The organism is Winogradskyella pacifica, from assembly GCF_003386275.1.
Classification (GTDB): domain Bacteria; phylum Bacteroidota; class Bacteroidia; order Flavobacteriales; family Flavobacteriaceae; genus Winogradskyella; species Winogradskyella pacifica.
Genome location: NZ_QREI01000004.1, coordinates 59,614 through 82,762 on the forward strand (window position 1 = coordinate 59,614; position 23,149 = coordinate 82,762).

The 23,149-nt window shown below is 33.1% G+C and carries 20 protein-coding genes; 17 read left to right on the forward strand and 3 right to left on the reverse strand.

Annotation, left to right across the window (positions count from 1 at the left end):
- Positions 1 to 32: 32 nt before the first annotated feature.
- A complete protein-coding gene (locus DFQ09_RS09755) occupies positions 33 to 1,697 on the forward strand; it encodes an amidohydrolase (RefSeq protein WP_115809853.1) in 1,665 nt (554 codons plus the stop codon).
- Positions 1,698 to 1,772: 75 nt separating this feature from the next.
- Here the strand turns inward: DFQ09_RS09755 and DFQ09_RS09760 are convergent, their stop codons facing one another.
- Positions 1,773 to 2,144 (reverse strand): GxxExxY protein, encoded by a 372-nt coding sequence (locus DFQ09_RS09760; RefSeq protein ID WP_115809855.1) that lies wholly within the window; start codon positions 2,142 to 2,144, stop codon positions 1,773 to 1,775.
- Positions 2,145 to 2,467: 323 nt separating this feature from the next.
- The gene (locus DFQ09_RS09770; RefSeq protein WP_115810347.1) at positions 2,468 to 3,166 is read right to left on the reverse strand and encodes a class I SAM-dependent methyltransferase; all 699 of its coding nucleotides are present in this window, start codon (positions 3,164 to 3,166) and stop codon (positions 2,468 to 2,470) included.
- A gap of 71 nt (positions 3,167 to 3,237) precedes the next feature.
- On the opposite strand from DFQ09_RS09770, the gene DFQ09_RS09775 reads away from it, so the two are divergent.
- Genes DFQ09_RS09775 through DFQ09_RS09790 form a run of 4 tightly spaced genes read left to right on the forward strand, consistent with a single transcriptional unit; the run spans position 3,238 to position 6,387 of the window.
- Entirely contained in the window at positions 3,238 to 3,729 is a 492-nt protein-coding gene (locus tag DFQ09_RS09775) for a YkgJ family cysteine cluster protein (RefSeq protein WP_092469023.1), read from the forward strand.
- Between the two features lie 57 nt (positions 3,730 to 3,786).
- Positions 3,787 to 4,686, forward strand: a complete 900-nt coding sequence (locus DFQ09_RS09780; RefSeq protein ID WP_147298343.1) for a hypothetical protein — start codon at positions 3,787 to 3,789, stop codon at positions 4,684 to 4,686.
- A gap of 5 nt (positions 4,687 to 4,691) precedes the next feature.
- Entirely contained in the window at positions 4,692 to 5,531 is an 840-nt protein-coding gene (locus tag DFQ09_RS09785; protein ID WP_115809859.1) for a sterol desaturase family protein, read from the forward strand.
- Complete coding sequence (locus DFQ09_RS09790) at positions 5,521 to 6,387, forward strand: glycerophosphodiester phosphodiesterase (RefSeq protein WP_245940343.1); 867 nt, start codon at positions 5,521 to 5,523, stop codon at positions 6,385 to 6,387. Before DFQ09_RS09785 ends, DFQ09_RS09790 begins: the two co-directional genes overlap by 11 nt.
- Positions 6,388 to 6,389: 2 nt before the next feature.
- Here DFQ09_RS09790 and DFQ09_RS09795 read toward each other — a convergent pair whose 3' ends face one another.
- Positions 6,390 to 7,667: an exo-beta-N-acetylmuramidase NamZ family protein gene (locus tag DFQ09_RS09795; protein ID WP_115809861.1), complete on the reverse strand. Its 1,278-nt coding sequence runs from the start codon at positions 7,665 to 7,667 to the stop codon at positions 6,390 to 6,392.
- A gap of 8 nt (positions 7,668 to 7,675) precedes the next feature.
- Between DFQ09_RS09795 and DFQ09_RS09800 the strand changes: the two genes are divergently transcribed.
- The 12 genes from DFQ09_RS09800 (at position 7,676) to DFQ09_RS09855 (ending at position 23,121) form a co-directional block, all read left to right on the forward strand.
- Positions 7,676 to 8,908, forward strand: a complete 1,233-nt coding sequence (locus DFQ09_RS09800; protein ID WP_115809863.1) for an ABC transporter permease — start codon at positions 7,676 to 7,678, stop codon at positions 8,906 to 8,908.
- 691 nt (positions 8,909 to 9,599) lie between these two features.
- Complete coding sequence (locus tag DFQ09_RS09805) at positions 9,600 to 10,580, forward strand: PLP-dependent cysteine synthase family protein (protein WP_115809865.1); 981 nt, start codon at positions 9,600 to 9,602, stop codon at positions 10,578 to 10,580.
- A gap of 169 nt (positions 10,581 to 10,749) precedes the next feature.
- Positions 10,750 to 11,862, forward strand: coding sequence for a methyltransferase (locus DFQ09_RS09810; RefSeq protein ID WP_317124901.1), 1,113 nt, complete (start codon positions 10,750 to 10,752; stop codon positions 11,860 to 11,862).
- A 310-nt stretch (positions 11,863 to 12,172) separates the two neighbouring features.
- Complete coding sequence (locus DFQ09_RS09815; protein ID WP_115809867.1) at positions 12,173 to 13,300, forward strand: FIST signal transduction protein; 1,128 nt, start codon at positions 12,173 to 12,175, stop codon at positions 13,298 to 13,300.
- Entirely contained in the window at positions 13,294 to 15,024 is a 1,731-nt protein-coding gene (locus DFQ09_RS09820; RefSeq protein WP_115809869.1) for a PAS domain-containing hybrid sensor histidine kinase/response regulator, read from the forward strand. Before DFQ09_RS09815 ends, DFQ09_RS09820 begins: the two co-directional genes overlap by 7 nt.
- Before the next feature lie 33 nt (positions 15,025 to 15,057).
- A complete protein-coding gene (locus DFQ09_RS09825) occupies positions 15,058 to 16,335 on the forward strand; it encodes a DUF2851 family protein (protein WP_115809871.1) in 1,278 nt (425 codons plus the stop codon).
- 40 nt (positions 16,336 to 16,375) lie between these two features.
- Positions 16,376 to 16,603: a PspC domain-containing protein gene (locus DFQ09_RS09830; RefSeq protein ID WP_020896655.1), complete on the forward strand. Its 228-nt coding sequence runs from the start codon at positions 16,376 to 16,378 to the stop codon at positions 16,601 to 16,603.
- A 15-nt stretch (positions 16,604 to 16,618) separates the two neighbouring features.
- Positions 16,619 to 17,641, forward strand: a complete 1,023-nt coding sequence (locus DFQ09_RS09835) for a potassium channel family protein (protein WP_115809873.1) — start codon at positions 16,619 to 16,621, stop codon at positions 17,639 to 17,641.
- 110 nt (positions 17,642 to 17,751) lie between these two features.
- Positions 17,752 to 19,452 (forward strand): alanine/glycine:cation symporter family protein, encoded by a 1,701-nt coding sequence (locus DFQ09_RS09840; RefSeq protein WP_115809875.1) that lies wholly within the window; start codon positions 17,752 to 17,754, stop codon positions 19,450 to 19,452.
- A gap of 17 nt (positions 19,453 to 19,469) precedes the next feature.
- Positions 19,470 to 20,357, forward strand: coding sequence for a ComEA family DNA-binding protein (locus DFQ09_RS09845; protein ID WP_115809877.1), 888 nt, complete (start codon positions 19,470 to 19,472; stop codon positions 20,355 to 20,357).
- A gap of 13 nt (positions 20,358 to 20,370) precedes the next feature.
- A complete protein-coding gene (locus tag DFQ09_RS09850) occupies positions 20,371 to 21,537 on the forward strand; it encodes an acyl-CoA dehydrogenase family protein (protein ID WP_115809879.1) in 1,167 nt (388 codons plus the stop codon).
- 204 nt (positions 21,538 to 21,741) lie between these two features.
- Positions 21,742 to 23,121 (forward strand): alpha-amylase, encoded by a 1,380-nt coding sequence (locus DFQ09_RS09855; RefSeq protein ID WP_115809881.1) that lies wholly within the window; start codon positions 21,742 to 21,744, stop codon positions 23,119 to 23,121.
- The last annotated feature ends 28 nt before the right edge of the window (positions 23,122 to 23,149 follow it).

Here is a 23,149-nt window from a genome sequence, read left to right on the forward strand (position 1 = left end):
CTTATTTTTACATATCTCAAAACCAACAACAAATGAAATTTCAGTATTACAATTACGCAGTTACAAATTGTATTAAACGAAGTAAAAAGGTAGTGGTGTTAGTCGCTATTTGTGCTATGTTTTCTTGTGAAAAAGATAAACAACAAGCTGATTTAATTGTCACAAATGCCAATATTTATACAGTTGATAATAGCTTTAGTAAAGCTGAAGCATTCGCTGTTAAAGATGGAAAAATAATCGCTGTTGGTACGATCTCTGAAATAGATAATACATACAAAGCTAACGATACACTTAATGCTGAAGGCAAAACTATTGTACCAGGATTTATTGATGCACATTGTCACTTTTTGGGGTTAGGGTTCAATCAGCAATCGGTAGATTTAGTCGGTACTAAAAGTTTTGAGGACGTTGTAAAACGTGTTTTAGATTTTCAGAATGAAAGAAATAACGAATTTATTTTTGGTCGAGGTTGGGACCAAAATGATTGGGAAGAGAAGGAATTTCCTAACAAACACTTATTAGATAAACTCTATCCAAATACACCTATTGCATTAGTACGTATTGATGGCCATGCTATATTAGCAAATCAAGCAGCTTTAGATTTAGGAAATGTAACCGTAAATTCTAAAATTGAAGGAGGAGAAGTCGTTGTAGAAAATGGTGAACTTACAGGTATTTTAGTAGACAATGCGGAAATGTTTGTGATGGAACATTGGCCACAACCCACCCGAAATGATATGGCTAATGCCTTATTAGAAGCACAAAAATTATGTTTCGATTTGGGGTTAACAACGGTTGATGATGCCGGATTACATAAAGAAGCTATTGAAATTATTGATAGTCTTCAGAAATCAGGAGAATTAAAAATGCGTATTTATGCCATGGTCTCTGCGTCTAAAGATAATCTGGATTACTTTTTAGATAAAGGGGTTACTAAAACAGATCTTTTAAACGTGCGTTCATTTAAATTCTATGCAGATGGAGCGTTAGGATCTCGAGGTGCGATGTTAAGAAAACCATATTCAGATAAACCTGGCCATTTAGGATTACTAGTTACAGATTTAGAAACTTTAAAAATATCCGCCGAGCGTATTGCAAATTCAGAATTTCAAATGAATACACATGCTATTGGAGATTCTGCTAATCATGCGGTGTTACAAACCTATACTAAAGTGTTAGAAGGAAAAGAAGACCGTCGTTGGCGTGTAGAGCATGCTCAAATTGTATCACCTGAGGATTTTGAGTTGTATAAAAACATTATGCCATCAATACAACCAACACATGCCACAAGCGATATGTATTGGGCAGAAGATAGAGTAGGAGCAGAACGTATAAAAGGGGCTTATGCTTATAAACAATTATTAGAAGCTTATGGTAAAGTGGCTTTAGGAACTGATTTTCCTGTGGAGCGTGTTAGTCCGTTTTTAACCTTTTATGCCGCTGTCGCACGACAAGATTTAGAAGGATTTCCAGAAGGAGGTTTTCAAATGGAAAATGTTCTAAGCAGAGAAGAAGCCTTAAAAGGCATGACGATTTGGGCGGCCTATTCTAATTTTGAAGAAAATGAAAAAGGAAGTATTGAAGTTGGGAAGTTTGCTGATTTTATTATATTAGATAATGATATTATGACGGTTGAAGCCAATGAAATTCCAAAAATTAAAGTTCTGAAGACTGTGGTTGGCGGTGAAGTTCAGTAATTATAAGTTGTAGCACAAAGTTTCTCAAAGAAGGCACAAAGTTTCACAAAGAAAATGCCTGTTGAGTAAAAATGTTTATAGAATCACGCGTCGGATTCCATTTTTTAGTGTTGTAACATGAAAGTTCAAAAGCAATCCTAATTTATAATTTCCAAGTTTTAAATAGGTTAATACTTGTGCTAAATGAACATCAGAGAATGCTTCAACAGTTTTAATTTCTATGACGACTTTGTTTTCGACAAGCAAATCAATTCTATAGCCATGATCTAACTTTATGTCTTTATAAACAATAGGTAATGCTTTTTCTTTTTGAACAGCAAGACCAGCTTTCTTTAATTCATGGAATAAACACTCTTGATAAGCCGATTCTAATAATCCTGGGCCAAGTTGTTTGTGCACTTCTATTGCACAGCCTAAAATGATATTTGATAATTTATTCTCATCTATAGGTATAAATGTATCTAATTAATTTTAAATACATTTTGGTGTCTTTTGTGCCTTCTTTGTGGAACTTTGTGAAATAGTCCTTAAAAGATCCTAGCCAAATAATCAAAATGCTCACCATCCATAACCTTCTCACACTTCAAACCAATTGTTAAACAAGCAGTTTTTAAGGTTTCAAAATCGAGATTGTCTGTGCACTTCTATTGCACAACCCAAAATGATATTTGATAATTTATTCTCATCCATAGGTATAAATGTATCTAATTAATTTTAAATACATTTTGGTGTCTTTTGTGCCTTCTTTGTGGAGCTTTGTGAAATAGTCGTTAAAAGATCCTAGCCAAATAATCAAAATGCTCACCATCCATAACCTTCTCACACATCAAACCAACCGTTAAACAAGCTGTTTTCAAGGTTTCAAAATCGAGATATAACCATTTCATAGGCACTTCTTTTTCGCCTTTATAAGATAAGAAATAATCTAATTCACCAGGATAACCTTGGTTGAGGTCTAGCCACATGCCGCCATCGTCATCTTCATACATATATGAAATATCGGAGGAGTCAATTAAAATTTGACCATCAGGATTTAAAAGTGACTTTAAATGCTTTAAATAGTTAGCTACTTCAGATAATTTTTGGAAAATTCCTGTACCATTCATCAATAGTAAAATCGTATCAAAACTTTCGGTTTCTTCTAAAAGTGGTTTTAATTCAACATTTAAAACACCACGTTTCATAGCGACTTCAACTGCACCTTCAGAACTATCAATAGCTTTTACTTTGATGTCTTGTTCTTGTAGCCACAACGCATGACTTCCAGAACCACAACCAGCATCTAAAACATTGCCTTTTGCTAATTTTAAAGCTGCTTGCTCAAGTTTTGGCATTTCAGAATAATTTCTAAATAAATAAGGAAGTGGTAATTCATCTTCATCTGAAATGTTTGTATATGTAATGATGTCCTCAGAATAGTTTCCATTCTGATAATCTAATAGGGCTTTTCCAAAGAGGTCTTTACTCATAGTCATTGGTTAGTTCGTGTGATTTCTGTTTTTATATAAATTGTATCGAGAACTTTAATTAAATTTGTTTTATGCAAGACCAAATTAATAATCTTCCAAAGCTCGCCAAAGATAAGCATAAGGAGAATAAAACCTTTTTTACCAAGCTAAAAAAGAAACCACCAAAACAGTTAGACTATTTAATGCAAGAGTTGCATGAAGAAGAATTTGAGCGGACCGATTGTTTAAAGTGTGCCAATTGCTGTAAAACGACTGGGCCTTTATTTACTCCCAAAGATATTCAGCGGATTGCAAAGTTTTTCAAAATGAAAGAACAGCAATTCATTGAAACCTATTTGCGCTTAGATGACGAAAATGATTATGTGTTGCAATCTGTGCCGTGTACATTTTTAGGGGCAGATAATTATTGTTCTATTTATGATGTACGACCTAAGGCATGTAGTGAGTTTCCACATACGGATCGGAAGAAGTTTCAACAGATCTCTAATTTAACGATGAAGAATGTTGCTATTTGTCCGGCAGCATATAATATTGTTGAAGAAATGAAAAAGCGTATTCAGTAATAATTGAAGTTGTATTCGGAATAATTTTTGATGCTTAACAGATAAAAAAAAAAGACTATGAATAATTTAATTGTAAAATTACTGTTTCTATTGTTTGCGTTTAATGTGTCCTATTCACAGCCATGGATGACCAATTTAGATATTGCACAAAATTTAGCGCTAACCCAAAATAAAATGGTGCTGATGGTTTGGGAAGAAAGTACTCTATATCCTTATGCTGTTTTAGCAAATGATGAGACTGGTAAAACAATCTTGATTGAAAATTTATTTGAAAGTGAAGTTATTAGTCCTTTAATTTGGGAGTATTTTGTTCCTGTAATTGTAGCTGAGCATAATTATGCAGAGTTATATGCGAAAATTAAGGACAACCGATCGCAACAATATATTAACAAGTTTAATGACGATTCTATTAAGATAATGGATGTTAATGGGAATATTTTAAACCTTTCTAATGATCCTGATAATTTTCAAAACATCACAACAATAATTAATAATTATGCCTTAAATACAGAATATATCTCGCCTGAACTCATTGGTTATAAGACGGAAAGGGATTTCTATTCGGCCTATTATTTAGCATCTAAGTATTTTGATTATTCAATGTACTTGAAAGAAAAAGCTAGACCAACTTTAATAGATTTAGGACTTATTTATTTAAACGAAGCTTCTGAATTTATTACAGCTAACGCATCCGAAGATCAGAAAGCCTTAACAGAACGTGTATCGCTTTTAGATGTTCAGCAATATTTAATAACAAAACGCCCTAAAAAAGTAATTAGACAATTAAACCGAATGGATGCTGAAAACATGGAGTCTAATAATCAGTCCTTAGTAGCATTTTTATATTACACAGCTTATAAGTCTATAAATGATGAAACTAATGCAGCATTATGGGAATCTAAAATTTCTTCAGTAAATTTGAAGAAAGCACAATTGCTTATTAATCTTAATTCATAACAGTTTTGGAAAATATGATCTCCTATTTTGAAACTATTCCTTCGACTCACCGAAGTCTTATTTTAGTAGGAGGTTTAACCTTTTTCTGGTTGTTAGAAGGTGGTATACCATTATTTAAGTTCAAATACAAAAAGTGGAGGCACGCACTTCCAAATCTCTTTTTTACATTGACCACCATCATAATTAATTTTGCTTTGGCTTTTTTGTTGTTATGGTCTTCAGATTGGGTTACGGCTAATAATTTCGGCATTATAAATTGGTTACCGCAAATGCCGTTATGGTTATATGCGTTGCTAGGAGTTGTGTTACTCGATTTTTTTGGAGCATATTTAGCACATTATGTAGAGCACAGAATAAAACCACTTTGGATGGTGCATTTAGTACATCATACCGATCATAGTGTAGATACAACTACAGGAAATAGACATCACCCAATAGAAAGTGTCATTCGGTTTTCGTTTACACTACTTGGTATTTTTATCGTTGGGACTCCAATTGCTTTGGTGATGATTTACCAAGCGCTATCACTTATATTTACTCAGCTTACGCATGCCAATATTAAAATGCCAAAAGGTTTAGATAAAGCATTAAGCTATGTCATTGTCTCTCCAGATATGCATAAAATCCATCACCATTATAGATTACCTTATACAGATTCAAACTTTGGAAATATCTTCAGTATTTGGGATCGCATGTTAGGTACTTATATGTATATGGATCGCGAAAAGTTGATTTATGGAGTGGATGTGTTTCCAGATGAAGTTAAAAACGGAAATATTAAAGAGCTATTAAAACAACCCTTTCAGAACTATGAAAAATCAACGCTTTCTGCAGATGAAAACTAATACCATTATCATCTTAATAATCTTATGTATGAGTTGTAATTCTAAAAAGCAAATTGATATTCAAGGCCACAGAGGTTGTAGAGGATTGTTGCCAGAAAATTCGTTGCCTGCTTTTGAAAAGGCTATTGATTTAGGAGTGCATACTTTGGAGTTAGACATTGTAATTTCTAAAGATCATAAGGTTGTGGTGTCTCATGAACCTTATATGAATCCAATTATATGTCTAAATCCTGAAGGAGACGTTCTACCTAATAACTCAGAAGAAACTTATAATTTATATCACATGAATTATGATGAGATTAAACAATTTGATTGTGGTTCAAAATTTCATCCAACATATCCTCAGCAAGAAAAGTTAAAGACCTACAAACCGTTATTATCTGAAGTTTTTGATTTGGTTAAAGCTAAAGATTCAGATGTTAAGTTTAATATTGAAATTAAATCTGAAACGTCATATTATGGCATTTTCACCCCACAGCCTGAAGCTTATGTGAAATTAGTTTTAGACGAAATTGAAAAAAATGACATGCTCAATCGTGTCAATCTTCAATCTTTTGATGTTGTCATTCTTGAAGAAATTAAAAAGCAATCACCAAAAATGGAGGTTGCCTTGTTAGTTGAGGATAATGAAACGATCGACGTAAAACTTGAAGAGTTATCCTTTAAACCAGAAATTATCAGTCCATATTTTAAACTATTGACTGCAGAATCGGTAAAAGCATATCAAGATCAGGGCTTTAAAGTAATTCCTTGGACTATTAACGCCACAGAAGATATGAAGCTCATGCAGTCTTGGGCTGTAGATGGTATTATTACAGATTATCCCGATCAGCTTATTGAAATACTAAAACAGTAGATTTATTTATAGAGTAAATACTGACGACGTACGTTCTTGTATGCGTCTAAATCATCTTTCCACGTCGCTTTAATTTCAGCTTCAGTTAAACCCGCTTCAATTTGTTTTTGCAATGTTGCAGTCCCGGCATGAGTGGTGAAATTAGCCGTATTAAACACTTTGGTTTTATCAGTAGCATTGTGATAAGCATCCATAATATATTTTAAAGTAAAATGACGTTCTGCTTTCACTTTAGATAAATCAACACCATAACAAACTTCGTTTTCATGTTTTGGGTGTTTAGATCCAAAATTAGGAACTGGAGTATATTTAAATGTATAATGATTCTTATCTAAAAACGGAGCTCCATAACGCTGAAACTGAAATTCAGTTCCTCTACCAGCATTAATATTGGTACCTTCAAACAAACCTAAACTCGGATATAACTCAATAGATTGGTCGTTCGGTAAATTTGGAGACGGTCTTAAAGCTAAGCTATAGGTGCGATTATGATCATAGTTTTGCATTTCAATAATCGTAATGTCGCAAGTTACTCCATTCGTTAACCAGGCTTCTCCATTAACCATTTTTGCGTATTCGCCAATGGTCATACCATGTACCAAAGGAATAGGATGCATACCTAAAAAACTACTGTGCTTTTTTTCTAAAACAGGACCATCAATATAATTACCATTTGGGTTTGGACGATCTAAAATTAAAACGGGAATATTTTGTTCGGCACAAGCTTCCATAATATAATGTAATGTAGAAATGTAAGTGTAAAACCGAACACCAACATCTTGAATATCAAAAACCATGAGATCTACATCTTCAAGCTGTGTTTTGGTAGGTTTTTTATGTTTACCATGAAGTGAATAAATGGATAAACCCGTTTTGGTGTCCTTGCCATCTTTTACTAATTCACCAGCATCTGCAGTTCCTCTAAACCCATGTTCTGGAGAAAATACTTTTTTGATATCAACATCTAAACTCAACAAGGAATCTACAATATGAGTATAGCCTTGGTTTTTAAAAATGACACTCGTCTGATTAGCAACTACAGCCACACGCTTTCCTTTTAATAGAGGTAAATATGTTGATGTTCTGTTGGCTCCAACAATAATTGGTTTATCAACTTCGTTGTTTACCATATAAGGAGTAGAAATACCGTTATCCGCTAAGTCTTTTAGAGCAGAGCTTTCAACGTCTCGCTTTACACTATTTTCACATGAAAATGTTACAAGGGAAATCCCAATAATTATAGAGAATAAAACTGTATTTTTGAAAACCTTTAAAAGCATATCTAAGAGTGAATTTCGAGTTATTTATAGCTAAACGTATAATTGGCAATAAAACGTATAAAAGTAGTGTTTCGGCACCAATAATTAAAATTGGTATCGCAGCAATTGCTATTGGAATTATTGTAATGCTTATTGCAATTGCTACAGGTATCGGATTACAACAAAAGATTAGAGATAAAGTTGTAGCGTTTAATGGTCATGTAGAAATTAAAAATTACGATTCTAACGCTTCAGACGAATCCCAAGTGCCAATTTCTATCAATCAGGATTTTTATCCGAATTTTACATCTGTAGATGGTATTAATCACATTCAAGGTGTGGCTCAAAAGTTTGCCGTTATTAGAACAGAAACGGATTTTGAAGGAGTGGTTGTAAAAGGAGTAGGAGCCGATTATAATTGGGACTATTTTAAAGAATTTTTAGTTGAAGGCCGACTTCCAGATTTTACAAAAGAGATAAACCAAGAAATTTTAATATCTAATTATTTAGCCAATCGCTTAGGATTTAAAGTCGGAGATAAATTTCAAACCTTATTTGGTAATCCTTTAAATGATAGGCCACGCATCCTTAATTATGAAATTGTAGGGGTTTACAATTCTGGTTTTCAAGAGCTAGATGAAAAGTTTTGTATTGCTGACTTAAGGCATATTCAACGCATCAATAAATGGGAACCCGATCAAATAGGGAGTTTTGAAGTCTTTATAGATGACTTCTCGCAGATTGAAGAAAAAACGGTTGAAATCTTTAAGGAAGTGCCGTCTTTAATGAACGCTACATCTATCACCCGAAAATATTACACGATTTTTGAATGGATTAAGATTTTTGATAACAATACATACGGCATTATCGCTATTATGATTATTGTCGCTGGAATTAACATGATTACCGCACTATTGGTTTTAATTTTAGAACGCACTCAAATGATAGGCATCCTAAAAGCTTTAGGAAGTTCTAATTGGACCATCAGAAAAGTGTTTCTCTATAACGCTTCTTACTTAATAGGTTTAGGTTTACTATGGGGAAATATGATAGGTTTAGGCTTGTTGTTTGCGCAGAAATATTTCAAACTATTTCCATTAAATCCAGATATTTATTATGTGAATAATGCTCCGGTTTATATTAGTTGGGATTATATAATTCTATTAAATATAGGCACGTTTGTGGCCTGTTTGTTAATGTTATTAATTCCTTCGGTAATTATTTCTAAAATTTCTCCAGTCAAAGCTATTCGATTCGATTAATAAAGAGGAAATTCCTCGGTATCTACATTAGATTAAATATTTGTTTTTGCATTACAACTTCGCGCCTTTGCGTCTTCGCGAGAATATTAAATTTAAAATATTCAGTCTTATAGTTTAAAAGAATCTCTCCGTGCATCTCTGTGACGTCTCCATACAACTTCGTGTAACAGCATTTAAGATTAATCATAACCTTTTGCATTTCAACTTCGCGTCTTAGCGTCTTCGCGAGAATATTAAGTTTAAAATATTCAGTCTATAGTTAAAAACAATCTCTCCGTGCATCTCTGTGATGTCTCCGTACAACTTCGTGTAAGAGCATTTAAGATTAATCATAACCTTTTGCATTACAACTTCGCGTCTTTGCGTCTTCGCGAGAATGTTTTAATTTATAATACTCAGTTTATAGTTTAAAAGAATCTCTCGGTGCATCTCTGTGATGTCTCCGTACAACTTAGTGTAACAGCATTTAAGATTAATCATTACTTTTCGCATTTTAACTTTGCGTCTTTGCGCCTTCGCGAGAATATTAAATTTAAAATATTCAGTCTATAATCTAAAACAATCTCTCCGTGCATCTCTGTGGTTTCTTCGTGCAACTTTGTATATCAGTTTTTAGTCATTAGAATTTAACTTTTTTTGGATTTTTATAACACAACATTTAACGTAACTTTGCTCCCTCGAAAAAACAACTATGGAATACGCAGAAAATATATTAGGTACAATAGGAAATACACCACTAGTTAAAATGAATAAACTAGTCGAAGATTTACCTTGTTTAGTACTTGCTAAATACGAAACTTTTAACCCAGGAAACTCTGTTAAAGACCGTATGGCTTTGCAGATGATAGAAGATGCTGAAGCCGATGGACGATTGAAGCCTGGCGGAACAATCATTGAAGGGACATCTGGAAACACCGGAATGGGATTAGCCTTAGCTGCTATAGTAAAAGGTTACAAATGTATCTTTGTAATGGCAGATAAACAATCTAAAGAAAAAGTAGATATTATGCGTGCTGTAGGTGCAGAAGTTATTGTTTGTCCAACAGATGTAGAACCAACAGATCCTCGTAGTTATTATTCGGTATCGAAACGTTTAGGTGAAGAAACTCCGAATTCTTGGTACGTTAATCAATACGACAACCCAAGTAATACAAAAGCACACTACGAAAGTACAGGTCCAGAAATCTGGAAACAAACCGAAGGTAAGATTACACATTTTGTAGTTGGTGTTGGTACAGGTGGAACAATTTCAGGAGTTGGAAAATACCTGAAAGAGCAAAATCCTAATATTAAGGTTTGGGGTGTGGATACTTATGGTTCTGTATTTAAAAAATATCACGAAACCGGGATATTTGATGAAGATGAAATCTATCCGTACGTTACAGAAGGTATCGGTGAAGACATCTTACCAAAGAATGTAGATTTTGATATTATTGATGGTTTTACTAAAGTTACCGATAAAGATGCATGTGTATACACACAACGTTTAGCTAAAGAAGAAGGTATGTTTTTAGGAAACTCTGCAGGTTCTGCCATAAAAGGAGTATTGCAATTAAAAGAACATTTTAAACCAGATGATGTGGTTGTCGTTTTATTTCATGACCACGGAAGTCGTTATGTCGGTAAAATGTTTAACGACGATTGGATGCGTAAGATGGGTTACATCGATTAACAAATTCCTGCGAAGACAGGAATCTCATTATATAAAAACAAAAATCCTGATCTAATTATCAGGATTTTTTTGTTTCAACCATTTTGACAGCGCTAATAGTCTCCATTTGCTTTTATTTCAATGTAGTAGTAAATAATTCTATTTTAATTCATTTCCTAATTCATCATAGTTGGCGGAAGCATTTGCCTACCTTCACCCAAAAGGGAAACCAACTATAATGACAGATCTTAAAGTAAATAAACCAGAACCATTTTTACCGCTAAAAGATGTCACTATATATAATAGAGGGGAAGATATTAAAAGTATTATAAAAGTATTAGAAGCTGGTAACCCTGTTTTAATTACTGAATTCTATAATAACGGCTCCGTACTGCTTAACGGTTTACAAGAACATCTTAATAGAACATTACCTAATACATCATTTAAAGAGCAGCGGGCGTTTCGTGCGGTTTATCACAAGCTTTCAAACCTTATACTTGTAGAAATTGAAAACCATCAAATACTAGTAAAGAAAGCTCCTGCTATCGGATGGTTTGAAAAATTATATCCAGAAACGAGCGATTTTTTATTAACCCTTCCGCAAGTACAAGGTCTAAATAGTGCATGGCAATGGTATACAAACGGCATTACAATTCCTGGATTGCGAAATAAAATTTATCCGTATTATGGAACGTATTTTCCAACACGCTTTGAGCATTTAGAATTGTTTGATAATTGGTTAAAACGATATTCAGGACCTAAAAAGTCTGCCATAGATGTTGGTGTTGGCAGTGGTGTCTTAGCATTACAAATGGTAAAGCATGGATTTCAAAAGGTTTTTGCAACAGATACAAATCCTAATGCTATAATTGGTTTAACAGAAATGATGGGAGATACTAAACTCTCTCGGAAAATAGAACTCGATTTTGGATCGCTTTTTGGCAAGTGGACAAATAAAACAGAACTCATTGTTTTTAACCCACCTTGGTTGGCCGAAACACGAGATTTAAATAATTTAGATGAGGCTATTTATTATAATGACACGTTGTTTTCTGAATTTTTTGAGGCCGCAAAGCAAATGTTATTACCAGATGGCAAACTGGTACTCATCTTCTCAAATTTCGCGCAAATAACAGGTGTAGCCACATCTAATCCTATTGAACAGGAAATCGCTGAAGGTGGGCGGTTTCAATTAGAAAAGTGTTATAAGAAAAGCGTTAAAAAAGGATCTGATAAAACAAAACGAGATTTAGATCATCGTAAGAATGAAGAAGTAGAACTTTGGGTTTTGACTCATGTTTAAAAATGCTGTTTTAGATCACTGATAAAAGTAGAAGTGAGAACGTAAATTTTATCATTTAAAAGCATAAGCCTGGGAGTTACTCAGGCTTATTTTTGTTTAATCTTATTGAGACTGTAAATAAGCAATTTGTTTTCTGTTGTAATTGACACAGAATAAGTTCTGAATTAAAATCACTTAGTACTACTTTGTAATTTACCGATTATAGAGGTTGAACTTTTTTGGCTGCTTATTGGCATTAAAATACCAAAATTTTACATATATTCGCTGAAATACATATTTTAACGATAAATCACGCTTAACCTAATAGGTAATGATAGTAAAGCAGTTATCTCTCAAAGAAACGACCTGGCATAATAGTATTCAAAATATAGATTTTGTTCCTAATATCGTCTTATTATTTGTGTCGCCTTTGTTTAATGCAAAAACAGATCTGGTTTATCAATTATTAAAAATGTATCCTGAGGTAAAACTTATAGGCTGTTCTACGGCAGGCGAAATATCTGGAATTACGGTAACTGACGAAACTGTATCATTAACTGCAATTCAATTTGAAAAGGTGCAGCATAAACTAGAAACAGTTGAAGTAAAAAATAGAGATCAAAGTTTCGATGCCGGTGTTGGTTTGGCTCAAAAATTAAAATCTCAAGATTTAAGACATATTCTCTTATTTAGTGATGGACTTAATGTTAATGGAGCAGATTTAGTGTCTGGTTTAAGAAGTGTTTTACCAGATACGGGTATTACGGGTGGTTTAGCTGGTGATGGTCTCAATTTTAAGGAAACATTTGTGATCTCAAATAGTCTAATTTCAGACGGAATTGTTGTCGGTTTAGGTTTGTATGGAGACGATTTAAGAATAAGCTATAGTTCTAAAAGCGGATGGGATGGTTTTGGTATTGAACGATTGGTAACCAAGTCTGAAAATAACGTTTTGTATGAACTAGATGGTTTGCCTGCTTTACAAGTTTATAAATCATTTTTAGGAGATAATGTAACAAGTCTGTCAAGCTTAGCTTTACGTTTTCCACTTAGTATACGTATCAATAAAACTGAAGAACCGGTTGTTAGAACTGTTTTAGATTTAGATGAAGAACAACAAAGTTTAACGTTTACGGACAGAATTCCAGAAGGTGCGTTTGTGCGCTTAATGAATTCTAATGTTAATCGATTAATTGATGGAGCAAAGGACTCTGCCAAAGAGGCGACTAATGCAATCAATAAAAATGCAGAACTAGCCATTTTAGTCAGTTGTGCAGGAAGACGATTAATGCTTAAACAGTTGGTCGAAGAAGAGGTTGAGGTAGTCCGAGATATTATTGGTGAAAAACCTGAAATTACAGGCCTTTACTCTTATGGTGAAATAGGTCCGTTTAGGGAGTTCGCACCTTGCCAGTTTCATAACCAAACTATGACAATTACAATATTATCCGAATGTTAAAAGGAAAACAACATCGGCTTTTAGATAGACAAATCGCTAAAGCTGGATTTGAAGCTGCAGATTTAGAGAAATTTAAAGATTTTTTTAATGCTGTAAATGATGCCTATCATGGTTTTGATGAAGACCTTAAACATGTCGAAATTATTTTAGAAGAGAGTTCTAAAGAACTTTATAAAACAAATCAATCTTTAAAATCTGAAGTTGTTAGAGCAGAATCTGAGATCAATATTATGGTTGATACAATTGAAGGTGTCATCTTTAAAACCGATATGGATGGCAATTTTAAGTATTTAAATAAAGGATGTCTTGAGTTAACGGGTATTTCTGCAGAAGAAGGATTAGGCAAAAATTATCTAGATTTTTTAATTGGTAAGAATAATAGCGAAAACGAAAAACTTCAAACGTTTTTTTCGGATTACCATGAAGATTTTGTTACCCTATTTAAGTTTTTTAAGCCTACAGGCGAAAAAGTATGGATTCAACTGCGTTTGGTGCTTACATACGATGATGACGGAATTGCTAACGGCACTATTGGTACAATGACCGATGTTACTCAATTAAAGGAAACAGAAATTAAACTAAATCTAGCCAATAAAACTAAGGACGAATTTTTATCTACAATGTCGCATGAAATCAGAACACCATTAAATGCCGTTATTGGTATGTCTGATATTTTATTAATGGAAAATTTTTTACCAGAGCAATTAGAAAATCTTCAAGTATTAAAATATTCTAGTGAGCATTTATTAGCTTTAATTAATGACTTACTAAATCTCAATAAATTTAAATCTAATGAAGTAAAATTAGTTGAAGATGATTTTAACCTTTCAGAACTAATTCAAAATATTCAACTACATTTTAAACATACAGCAGCTAATAATAGTTTAAGTTTCGAAACCATATTAGATAGTAGCATTCCGGCTGTTTTAAAAGGAGATAGTTTAAAACTATCTCAAGTATTAAAAAACCTACTGAGTAATGCTTTTAAATTTACTCATAAAGGCGGTATTGTTTTTAATGTAGAATTATTAAATTTAGACTTAGATGTTACAATAATTAGGTTTAGCGTAAAAGACACTGGTATTGGAGTCTCTTATGATAAACAAAAAGATATTTTTAAAAGTTTTGTGCAAGCCAGTGATAACACGTCTCAATTATATGGTGGTTCTGGGCTTGGGTTATACATATGCAAAGAGTTATTAAGTATTCAATCTACAAATCTTCAATTAGAAAGTGTTGAGGGAGAAGGTTCAAAATTTTGGTTTGATATTTCACTCAAAAATTCAGATAATGAAAGCGCTTTAAAACAAAATCAAATATCAAAAACAAATCCAATTGCTTTAAAAGTGCTTGTAGCAGAAGATAACCAAATTAATGCTTTGGTACTTAAAAAGTTATTTAATAAGTGGGAAGTCACTTATGAAATAGCGAAAAACGGGCAAGAGCTTTTAGATATTTATAATCACAAAGATTTTGACTTAATTTTAATGGATTTGCAAATGCCCATATTAAACGGATATGACACCACTAGATTTATTAGAAAAATGAATGATAAAAGTAAAGCTACAATTCCTATTATTGCGCTTACAGCTTTTTCTCAATCTGAAGTTAAAGAGAAAACAAAACGTTATAAAATGAATGGTTATCTCAGTAAACCATTTAATGTTAATGAACTGCATGAGCTTCTAAGTTTTTATAGTGTTAGAAAACAAGAAGCCGTATAGGGGTTTTAATCTAAGATTTTAGTATTTTAGGACATGCAAGAAGACTTCCTTCATTACATATGGAAACATAAAGCCTTCGATACATCTTTGTTAAAAACAACAAAAGATGAGTCTATTACTATCGCTAATTTAGGGCAACACAATCATAATGCTGGTCCAGATTTCTTCAATGCGCAATTAAGTATTGCCAATCAGCTTTGGGCTGGTAATGTTGAGATTCATATTAAGTCTTCAGATTGGTATGTACATAATCATGAAACCGATAAAGCCTATGATAATGTCATTCTTCATGTAGTTTGGGAGCACGATACCGAAATTTTTAGACAAGACAATTCTGAAATTCCTACTTTAGAATTAAAACATTACGTTGATAAAACCCTACTTCATAAGTATCAAAAACTGATGCAATCAAAATCGTGGATTAATTGTGAGTCTGATTTTAACGAGGTTGATGATTTTCTACTTAATAATTGGTTAGAGCGTCTTTATATAGAACGCTTGGAACAAAAATCAGAAACAATTCAACATTTATTAGAATCTTCTAATAACGATTGGGAAGCAGTATTGTTCAAAATGTTATTGAAAAACTTCGGGTTAAAAGTAAATGGTGAGCCTTTCTTAAGTTTAGCAAATTCCTTTGATTTTTCAATAATTAGAAAATTGCAAAATGAAGTATTAAATCTAGAAGCCTTATTTTTTGGACAGTCGGGCTTATTAGAAGAAAACAACATTGAAGATATTTATATTTTAGATTTAAAAAAGCGTTATAGATTTATAAAACGAAAATTCAATCTAGATAATAAAGGAGTACTACCGCTACAGTTTTTTAGATTACGACCGCCAAATTTTCCAACCATACGTTTATCGCAATTTGCTAATTTATATACTTCAGAACCAAATTTGTTTTCAAAAGTGATGGACTTAAATACGCTAGATGCGTTTTATCAATTTTTTGATAAAGGAGTTACTCAGTTTTGGATGACGCACTATACATTTGCCAAATCTTCAAAAGCTTATAAAAAAGGAATAACCAAGTCTTTTATAGATTTATTAATAATTAATACACTCATTCCGTTGAAATTTAGCTATGCTAAAGCACAAGGAAAGTCAATAGAAGAAGATGTTTTTAAGCTTTTAAAAGATATAAAAATGGAAAATAATAGTATTGTTTCTAAATTTTTAGACTTAAAAACTTTTGAGAAAAACGCCTTAAATTCTCAGGCTTTATTGCAGTTAAAACATCAATATTGTGATAAAAATATGTGTTTACAATGTGCCATTGGTAATAGCTTTATCGTGAAAATTAAGTAACTTGCAGCATATGCCCTAATTAAGCAATAGATATAAACTTATGAATTGGTTCTACAACCTCTTATTATATTTTCAAAAACGCGGCTATTACGTTTGTCAACGTATAGCAGATCGTTTAGGGATTAGAGCAAAAATCGTAAGAACTTCTTTTATATATCTTACGTTTGTGACTGTAGGTTTCGGATTCGCGCTCTATTTATTCCTAGCCTTTTGGATGCGTATTAAAGATATCGTTTATACAAAACGGTCTTCTGTTTTCGATTTATAATTTTGTTGATGTAATATGGATAATCCGTTATTAAAACTTTATAGGTCTAAGATCTACACAGCCATAATGATGTTGGTTTTGTTGCTTTGTATCGGAATTTTAGGCTATAGATTTATTTCGGGGTATTTATGGCTCGATGCTGTTTATATGACAGTGATTACTGTAACAACTGTTGGTTTTGCAGAAGTTATTCCTCTCGACCCCGCTTCTAAGATTTTCACAATTTTTTTAATTTTAACCAGTGTGGTAATTGTAGGTTATGCCATTTCTATCATAACCGATTATATTCTTAGTAGAAATAATATGGAAGACATAAAACAACGTAGGATGCAAAAGAAAATTGATGCAATGACTAATCATATCATTATTTGTGGTTATGGTCGTAACGGCAAACAAGCAGCAAAAAAGTTAAGTGATTACGGAAAATCCTTCGTCATTATCGAACGTAATAAGGATATTATTGAAAAATTTCAAGACGATGCAATTACGTTTATTGAAGGAAATGCTAACGAAGATGAAACCCTTTTTGCCGCTGGTATCGAAAAAGCGAGTACGCTAATTTGCGCCTTGCCAAATGATGCAGATAATTTATTTGTGGTATTATCAGCGCGTCAGATTAATGCAAAACTATCTATCATAAGTAGAGCTTCTGAAGAAACTTCATACCATAAATTAAAATTAGCAGGTGCCAACAATGTTATTTTACCAGATAAAATTGGAGGAGATCACATGGCTTCTTTAGTGGTGATTCCAGATTTGGTAGAGTTTATCGATAATTTAGGTATTATAGGGGAACGTAACATTAATATTGAAGAAGTTAAAGTAGAACAACTTTATAATATGAATGAAGTTAAAACAATAAGAGACTTAGATTTACGTAAAAATACAGGCTGTACAGTAATTGGGTTTAAGAATGATAAAGGCGAATATATTGTGAATCCTGAAGCAGATACAGAATTGATTCCTGGCTCAAAAATCATTGTTTTAGGACGACCAGAACAGATTATAAAATTGAATTCTCAGTACAATATTGAATGATAAATACATTCATTTTATGAGTCGATACTTTACAAGCTCAATTTTTTTTTGCATCTTGTCATCTTTAAAATGCAATAACTAACCATAAAACTAACTAATAACTACAACTCATGAAGAAATATCTTCTATCAATTTTTACATTTTTATTACCCTTTTTGACTTTTGCACAGGAAACAACTTCCGAAAAAATTGATGCTATTTTTAAGGATTACACAGGCTGGTTTGTTGAAGCTATTTTTTACGAAATTCCATTTTCAGAAACTTATAAAATTCCATGGGTACTTATTGTCTTAATTGGAGGTGCATTGTTTTTTACGATTTACTTTAAATTTATCAATATTACAGGCTTCAGAATGGCTATTAGAGTTGTTAGAGGTCAGTATGAAGATATTGAAAAGCATGGTGCCGATAATTTATATGGAGAAAATGCATCGGATAATTTAGCTGATATTCAACAAATAGAAACTGAAAAATCAAATGCAGATACCCTTTATGGAGATAGTACAAGTAATGAAGGTGAAGATGTTATTGAAACGATAAGAGATGAAAGTGCAGACGGTGAAGTTTCGCACTTTCAAGCTTTAACAGCAGCATTGTCTGCCACTGTTGGCTTGGGTAATATCGCAGGTGTTGCCGTAGCCTTATCTATTGGTGGTCCTGGTGCAACATTTTGGATGATTGTTGCTGGTCTATTAGGTATGGCTTCAAAATTTGCAGAGTGTACACTTGGTGTAAAATATAGAGATGTTGGTGAAGATGGTACCGTTTATGGTGGTCCAATGTATTACTTAACCAAAGGTTTAAAAGCCAAAGGTATGGGCGGTTTTGGTAAAGTGTTAGCTGTATTATTTGCCATATTTGTTATAGGTGGATCTTTTGGGGGTGGAAATATGTTCCAAGCCAATCAAGCTGCTGCACAATTTGTTAAAGTATTCGATCTAGATCCAGCGTCTAACGCAGGTATGTATTTTGGTATGGTTATGGCTGTACTTGTTGCTATAGTAATTATTGGTGGAATTAAGCGTATTGCTAAGGTGACTGAAAAAGTAGTGCCGTTTATGGCAGGAATATATGTATTAGCGTCCTTAATCATATTAGGAGCTAACTTTAGCTTAATTGATGATGCTTTTGCATTGATTTATCACGGAGCGTTTTCAGGACTAGGAATAGCAGGTGGACTTGTAGGTGTAATGATTCAGGGTATTAGAAGAGGTGCTTTTTCTAACGAAGCAGGTGTTGGTTCTGCTGCAATTGCGCATTCAGCTGTTCGTACAAAATATCCGGCATCTGAAGGTATTGTTGCTCTTTTAGAACCGTTTGTAGATACGGTTGTAATTTGTACAATGACTGCATTAGTAATTGTAATCACTAATTTTGATGGTGGTTTTATGGAATATGGAGTTGAAATAACAGAAGGTGTAGAAATTACAGCTACAGCTTTTGATTCTGTAATTCCGCATTTCTCAATTGTACTTACGATTGCAGTAATATTATTCGCATTTTCAACGATGATTTCTTGGTCTTATTACGGTATGCAAGGTTGGGTGTTTTTATTCGGAAAAGGTAAAATATCAGACTTAGCTTATAAAATCTTATTTTTATTCTTTGTTGTTGTAGGAGCATCAATAAGTTTAGGTGCTGTTATTAATTTCTCTGATGCTATGATTTTTGCAATGGTAGTACCGAATATAATTGGTGTAATTATATTATCACCTATTATTAAAATGGAATTAAAGAAATACTATAAAGCGATCAATGTTAAGAATGATGCTATTGAAGAAGGTGCAGAAGATTTAAATGAAATATTATAACTAAAAAATAATCTTATATGAAATCCCATTTCCAGTTTTCTAATAAACAGCGGAATGGGATTTTTTTATTGTTAGCAATTGTACTTATTGGTCAATGTGCATATTGGTTTGCTCCCAATATTTTTTCAAGGTTTAATAAAGACCTAACAGAAAATCAAAATCAAATAGACGCTTTTAAAAACGAATTAGATTCACTTCGTTTGGTTGAATTAGAGAATAGTAAACCAAAAATATACCCTTTCAATCCCAATTACATTACAGATTATAAAGGTTATTCTCTAGGAATGACCAATGAAGAAATTGATAGACTTCATAAGTTTAGAGACAGAAATCAATGGGTAAATTCTGCTAAACAGTTTCAACACGTCACTAAAGTTTCAGATTCTTTTTTAGGAACTATTTCCCCGTATTTTAAGTTTCCAGAATGGGTTACGAATCCTAAACCAAAATCTCAAGCATTTTCAAATTCCTATTCAAGTAATACAAAACCAAAAGCATTTGATCAAAAAATAGATTTAAATACTGCCACGGCAGCTCAATTAAAGAAAGTGTATGGAGTCGGAGAGAAACTCTCTGAACGGATAATTACCTATCGCAATAAATTTAACGGTGGTTTTATTGCAGATGTACAGTTGAGTGAAGTTTATGGCTTGTCTCCAGAAGTTGTAGAGCGCATTCGAAATGACTTCACAGTTAAAACACCAAGAGCCATTAAAACCTTTAATATAAATACGGCAACTAGAGATGAATTAGTGACCATTCAGTATGTAGATTATGAAGTTGCAAATAATATTATTGAAGAACGGACGCTAAGAGATGGCTTTAATTCTTTAGAGGATTTAACAAAAGTAGAGGATTTTCCTATCCAAAAAATCGAGATAATTAAGTTATATTTGTACTTATAACAAACAATAATTTATGTCTAATTTATATTTCACTGAAGAGCACAATTTATTCCGAGAAAGTCTCAGGAGTTTCTTACAAAAAGAAGTAGTTCCACATATTGACAAATGGGAAGAAACAGGTCACATAGAACGTTTCATCTGGAAGAAGTTTGGTGATATGGGATATTTTGGTCTTGCAACACCAGAAGCTTATGGTGGATTAGATTTAGATTTATTTTACACCGTAATTTTTCTTGAAGAAATGCAACGCATCAACTCTGGTGGATTTGCAGCAGCAATGTGGGCGCATGCTTATTTAGCGATGACACATTTAAATAAAGAAGGAAACCACGAGCAAAAAGAAAAATATCTTACGCCAAGTGCATTAGGTGATGCTATTGGTTGCCTATGTATTACAGAACCTTTTGGTGGTAGTGATGTTGCAGGTATGCGTACAACGGCTGTTAAAAAAGGAGATACTTATGTAATAAACGGTTCTAAAACCTTTATCACAAATGGTGTTTATAGCGATTATTTAGTTGTTGCCGCTAAAACGAGTCCTGACTTAGGAAATAAAGGGATTAGTATTTTTGTAATGGATAGAGATACACCAGGTATTTCTGCGACGAAATTAGATAAGTTGGGGTGGAGAGCTTCCGATACAGGTGAAATAGCCTTTGATAATGTGGTGATTCCTGCGTCTAGTATAATGGGTGAAGAAGGACAAGGATTTCCGTATATAATGCAACACTTTTCATTAGAGCGTTTAATTATGGGTGTAAATTCTCATGCTAGAGCACAATATGCTTTAGAATACGCAAAACAATACATGTCCGAAAGAACGGCTTTTGGAAGAACCATTGATAAATTTCAAGCTCTAAGACATACTTATGCCGATTGTGAAACACAAATGGAAATTTGTAAGCAATTCAATTATTACGTTGCTAAACGTTTAGACATGGGAGACTATGTTGTAAAAGAAGCGACAATGTCTAAGTTACAATCCACAAAAATGGCAGATGATGTTATTTACCAATGTCTTCAATTTTTAGGAGGTTACGGTTATATGGAAGATTATCCTTTAGCCCGTATGTCTAGAGATAGTCGATTAGGACCAATTGGAGGGGGAACATCGGAGATACTAAAAGAAATCATTGCTAAGATGGTAATCGATAATAAAGATTATAAGCCAGCGACTTAATAGTAAAATCATAATATTTATTTGTAGGTTTAATCCTATGTAATTGCAAACTCGTGAATAAATTCACGTGTTTTTTTATGATTTGTCGTGTTTTTGTATGAATATCTAATGATTTATCAACACGATAACGTTTTCGTAATTTTCAGAGTTTTGCCTGCTGTCTATAATCCTGTAGTTTTAGAATTGTAAACAACTCTAGATATTATGAGAAATTTTAAACTTTTAGGTATGGCATTTTTAGCCTTATGCCTTTTTAATTGCAGTCAAGATGAAATTGTTGAAGAGCAACAAGTAATTAAGCCTACAAAAACAGACATTGAATATTCTAAACGAGCAGGACTAAAACCAATAGGTTCGGGCGTAATGATGCAAGCTTTTTATTGGGACGTTCCTGCAGGTGGTACGTGGTGGAATACAATTAATTCTAAAGTTGCCGATTGGAGTAATGCTGGTATCGATGCTATTTGGCTTCCGCCAGCTTCAAAAGCACATAATGGCCCCTTTTCAATGGGGTATGATCCTTTTGACTATTTTGATTTTGGAGAATATAACCAGATGGGTAGTACAGAAACACGTTTTGGTTCTAGAGCTGAGTTAATTAATATGATTACTACGGCACATAATAACGGACTTAGTGTCATTGCAGATATTGTTATTAACCATAACAGTGGTGGAGCTAGTGAAGCTAATCCATATACAGGTGGAAATACATGGACGGACTTTAATCCTATGTCTGGGAGTTTTCTTCGTTCGGCTACCGATTTTCATGCTAATAATGTTCACTCTAATGATAGTGGTGCATTTGGTGGTTATCCAGATTTATGTCATCACCAAACGTATGTACAAGATTGGTTGTGGAAAAACTCAAATAGTGTAGCAAAGTACTATAGAGATGTTATAGGTTTTGATGGTTGGAGATTTGATTATGTAAAAGGATTTGAGCCATGGGTTGTTAAGGATTGGAAAAATGAAGTTGGTGGTTTTACAGTAGGTGAGTATTGGGATAGTAATGTGTCAACTTTAGATACATGGACAAGTAGTGCCGAAGCTAGTGCATTTGATTTTGCCTGTTATTATAAAATGAAAGATGCATTTATGGGAAATGATTTAACGGCTCTTAATGATAATATGTTATGGAAACAAAATGCATCAAAAGCAGTTACTTTTGTAGCGAATCATGATACAGATGAAATAATCGATAATAAAATTTTGGCCTATGCATACATATTAACACATGAAGGTTATCCTACTATTTTCTATAATGATTATGAAGAATGGTTGAATAAAGAGCGTTTAAATAATTTAATATGGATCCATAACAATTTGGCTGGTGGTTCTACAGATATTCTACATGTAGATACGGACGAATATATAGCAAGACGAAATGGATATAGTAATTCTGGTCTGGTAGTTTATATTAATAATTCGAACTCATGGCAAGAACGATGGGTGGAAACTAATTGGTCTAGCACTGTGATTAAAGATTATACAGGGCATTCGGGTTGGGAACCAACAACACAATCAGGTAAGTGGGTTAAAATTCAAGCACCCCCAAAGAGTTACTCGGTTTGGTCTGTAAAATAGATTTGGCTGAATAAAAATTTAAATCCTA